This window comes from Candidatus Pelagibacter communis, assembly GCF_001179945.1.
Lineage (GTDB): Bacteria > Pseudomonadota > Alphaproteobacteria > Pelagibacterales > Pelagibacteraceae > Pelagilacustribacter > Pelagilacustribacter ubique_A.
The window spans coordinates 1-3,528 of sequence record NZ_CVSG01000032.1; the positions used below are offsets into that span (position 1 = coordinate 1).

Annotated in this window: 5 protein-coding genes; 4 read left to right on the forward strand and 1 reads right to left on the reverse strand. The window is 33.6% G+C overall.

The features are described from left to right. From AMN78_RS00925 to AMN78_RS00935, 3 genes are all read left to right on the forward strand, one after another. A partial coding sequence (locus AMN78_RS00925; protein WP_179850585.1) for a prolyl oligopeptidase family serine peptidase occupies positions 1 to 714 on the forward strand: 714 nt, incomplete at its 5' end. Next, positions 671 to 1,195 (forward strand): prolyl oligopeptidase family serine peptidase, encoded by a 525-nt coding sequence (locus AMN78_RS00930; RefSeq protein WP_256997680.1) that lies wholly within the window; start codon positions 671 to 673, stop codon positions 1,193 to 1,195. The genes AMN78_RS00925 and AMN78_RS00930, both read left to right, overlap by 44 nt. A gap of 91 nt (positions 1,196 to 1,286) precedes the next feature. Beyond that, the gene (locus tag AMN78_RS00935) at positions 1,287 to 1,727 is read left to right on the forward strand and encodes an Hsp20 family protein (protein ID WP_075533752.1); all 441 of its coding nucleotides are present in this window, start codon (positions 1,287 to 1,289) and stop codon (positions 1,725 to 1,727) included. 35 nt (positions 1,728 to 1,762) lie between these two features. On the opposite strand, the gene AMN78_RS00940 is transcribed toward AMN78_RS00935, so the two are convergent. After that, entirely contained in the window at positions 1,763 to 2,068 is a 306-nt protein-coding gene (locus AMN78_RS00940) for a hypothetical protein (RefSeq protein ID WP_075533753.1), read from the reverse strand. Between the two features lie 135 nt (positions 2,069 to 2,203). On the opposite strand from AMN78_RS00940, the gene AMN78_RS00945 reads away from it, so the two are divergent. Further along, positions 2,204 to 3,514, forward strand: a complete 1,311-nt coding sequence (locus tag AMN78_RS00945; protein WP_075533754.1) for an NCS2 family permease — start codon at positions 2,204 to 2,206, stop codon at positions 3,512 to 3,514. Positions 3,515 to 3,528 lie beyond the last annotated feature (14 nt).

Genomic DNA, 3,528 nt, shown 5'->3' on the forward strand with positions numbered 1-3,528 from the left:
GGGGCTAGAGATTATAAGGTGCTAAGATGTAAGACTAATCAGATAGATAAATTAGATGTTTTTATCCCTGCTAAAAAGGAAACTGTTATCGGTGGATTTGAATTTTTAGATGATTATATCCTTAGATCAGAAAAGTCTGATGCTATACCAAAACTTTTTGTTAGAAATATTAAAAGTAACAAAGAAGAAGAAATTAAAATTTCGGATGAGCCAATAGGTGTACCTGGTATTTCGTTAATGCAAAAAGATACAAATACTACAATGATAAGAGTTGGTTGGGAAAGCATGGCAACTCCAGGAAGAGTTTATGAGTATGATATCGTTACTAAAAAAAAAAAATTAGTTAAAGAAACAGAAATTCCCTCTGGCCACGATCCTAGTAAATATGTGGTGGAAAGAATAAAAGCTCGATCACATGATGGTCGTATGGTTCCGATTAGTTTAGTGAGATTAAAAGACTCAAAACAAGATGGAAAATCAAAAGTATTACTCTACAGCTATGGAGCCTATAAACATTCGGTTAATTGTTCATTTAGTGCCTCAAGATTTTGTCTTGTGGATAGAGGTATTACTTTTGCGATAGCTCATATTAGAGGTGGAGGTGACCTTGGTGATAGGTGGCACACAGAAGGTAAAAAAAAAATTAAAGAAAAATACTTTTCTAGATTATGTGGCATGTGCAAATCATTTAATAGAACAAAGATATACTTATAAAGGTGGAATTTGTTTTTACGGTGGGTCAGCTGGAGGTCTTACAGGTGGAGCAGTGGCTAACTTGTCTCCAGATTTATTTTTTGGAATGCTTTTATTAGTACCTTTCGTAGATACTATGACCACTATGCTAAATGATAAATTGCCTTTAACTCCAGGTGAATGGGAAATGTGGGGAAATCCAATTAAAAGTAAAGAGTACTTTGAATATATTCTGTCTTACTCACCTTATAATAATATTGAGAAAAAGGATTACCCATCGATGTTTATAACTACTTCTTTGTTTGACAATCGAGTTCTTTACTCTGAGCCAGTTAAATATATTGCAAAGTTGAGAGATTTAAAAACTGATAATAATAATCAATTATTAAAATGTAAAATGGAAGCAGCAGGTCATGGAGGAATGTCTGGCCGCGACAATGCTATCATAGAGTTGGCTGAAGAATATTCATTTATTTTAAAATCTGCAAAGATTTTAAAATAAAAATCTTGAAAAAATAAATATAATTCCCACATATATATTTGTCGGTTGCCAAATGGGACTGACGTAAAACCTTGCTAACAAAGGAGGATATATGACAAGTAAGGATCTATCGATCTTTAATTCACTTAGACCTTTTAGCGTAGGCTTCGATGATATGTTCGATCAGTTTGAGTCTATGTTAGGGAATGGTAGAGTAGTTCAAAGTAATTATCCACCATATAACATCCGAAAAGCTGGCAAAGATAAGTATGCTATTGAAGTAGCAGTTGCTGGCTTTAATAAAAATGATGTTGAAGTTGAATATGAGGATAATCTTTTAACTGTAAAGACAAAAGACGTTAAAAGAAGTGAAGAAAAAGATGGCGATGAAGTTATTCATCGAGGAATATCACAAAGATCTTTTGCTAGATCGTTCACAATTGCAGATGATGTAAAAGTGAATGGTGCTGAGTTAAAAGATGGTTTGTTAACTATTTCTTGTGAAAAAATCATCCCTGAAATAAAGAAAAAAAGACTTATTGAAATAAAATAATTCACCTTGCTTGCGGAGTAAAACTCCGCAAGTAATTAAAAGCAGTTTTTACTACTAAAACCAACTACAATATTCCTTGGATTTATCTCAAACTTACGCTCACACTTAATCTGATATTTTTCAGTTATATAAAAGTAATTCCTATTTCTAGTTTTTAAAAACTCAACTTTATCTGGTTGACCATAAAAACTTTTGAGATCTTCCTCGGATTTATTCAACCATTTACTTAATTTTTGTTTCTCCTTTTCTGTTGTATCCTCAATTTTTTTTGAAACTGTTTTACAACCGCCTAAAGAAATTATTAATAATGTGTATAAAATTGCAAAAAATAATTTTTTCATCCTAAGCCTTATTTTATAACGAAAAGTTATAAACAGATATATTTACTATTAGTTGAATCTTAGCAGCTATGCCTGATTTATTTAAGATTTTGTTAGATATATAGAGTAATAAACTTTGAACGGAGGTTTAATTTTATGATGGAAAAATATTTTGAATATAGAAAACATAAAACAAATTTTAAAACAGAGGTAATCGCCGGAGTAACGACTTTTCTTACGATGGCTTACATAATGTTTTTGAACCCTTTTATCTTATCTGGTGAATTTGCTGGAACAGAAAAAGGTTTTTTTGATTTTGGTGCGGTTTTCACTGCAACAATTTTAGCAACATCAGTTGCTTGTTTTATAATGGCGTTTCATGGACGTACGTGGCCAATAGGTCTAGCGCCTGGAATGGGTATTAACGCTTTCGTTGCTTATGGGGTAGTAGCAGGAATGGGCTATACACCTCAAGCAGCATTAGGTGCAGTTTTAGTTGCTGGAGTAATCTTCTTAGCAATTTCATTAACTCCCTTAAGAGCTTGGTTAATCAACTCGATACCCAAAAGTTTAAAGCTTGGAATAGGAGCGGGAATAGGATTGTTTTTAGCAATTATCGGTCTTGAGATTATGGGAGTAGTAGGAGATCATCCTGTTACACTTGTAACTCTCGGTGATATTAAAAATCCTCTAGTCCTTCTAGGATGTTTAGCTTTTGTTTTTATGATTGTGTTAGAAAAAATGAAAATAAGGGGAAATATTATAATAGGTATTCTGCTATTCAGTATAATTGCTTGGGCTACAGGCTTAGCTAAGTTTAATGGAGTGGTTGGATCTATTCCTCCAATGACCTATCTGTTTGAGTTTGATCTCAAAGCTGCCCTCACAGCAGGTATGGCTTCAATAGTCTTTACTTTATTGTTTATTGACTTTTTTGATACAGCAGGAACGTTAACATCTGTAGCTAACGTAGCAGGCAAAGTAGATAAAAAAGGTAAAGTGCAGGATATAAACAAAGCCATGCTATCTGATAGTGTTGGAACAGTTGCAGGTGCTGTGATGGGTACAACAACAGTTACAAGCTATGTTGAGTCAGGTGCTGGTGTGAAAGCAGGTGGAAGAACAGGAATGACTTCGTTAGTAATCGGAGTTCTGTTTTTAGCTTGCTTGTTTTTTTCACCTTTAGCTACAAGTCTTCCAAAAGAAATAGATGGAGCAGCATTATTATATGTAGCGATTTTGTTTGTTAGAAACATTACAGATATTGAGTGGAATGATATAGCTGAGTCTGGGCCGGCAGTTGTGGCTATGATAACTATGCCTTTAACTTACAGTATTAGTAATGGTATCGCTCTTGCGTTCATCTCTTATGCATTAATTCAAATCTTTACTGGTAAATTTGGAAAAACTTCACCAGCTATTTGGGTAATTGCAGTATTCAGCGTAGTAAGTTTCTACGTAGCTTAAAAGTTTAGGGCCGG

Coding starts and splice junctions, on each gene's coding strand:
- AMN78_RS00935 (WP_075533752.1), top strand. CDS start 1,287: ATGACAAGTAAGGATCTATCGATCTTTAATTCACTTAGACCTTTTAGC.
- AMN78_RS00940 (WP_075533753.1), bottom strand. CDS start 2,068: ATGAAAAAATTATTTTTTGCAATTTTATACACATTATTAATAATTTCT.
- AMN78_RS00945 (WP_075533754.1), top strand. CDS start 2,204: ATGATGGAAAAATATTTTGAATATAGAAAACATAAAACAAATTTTAAA.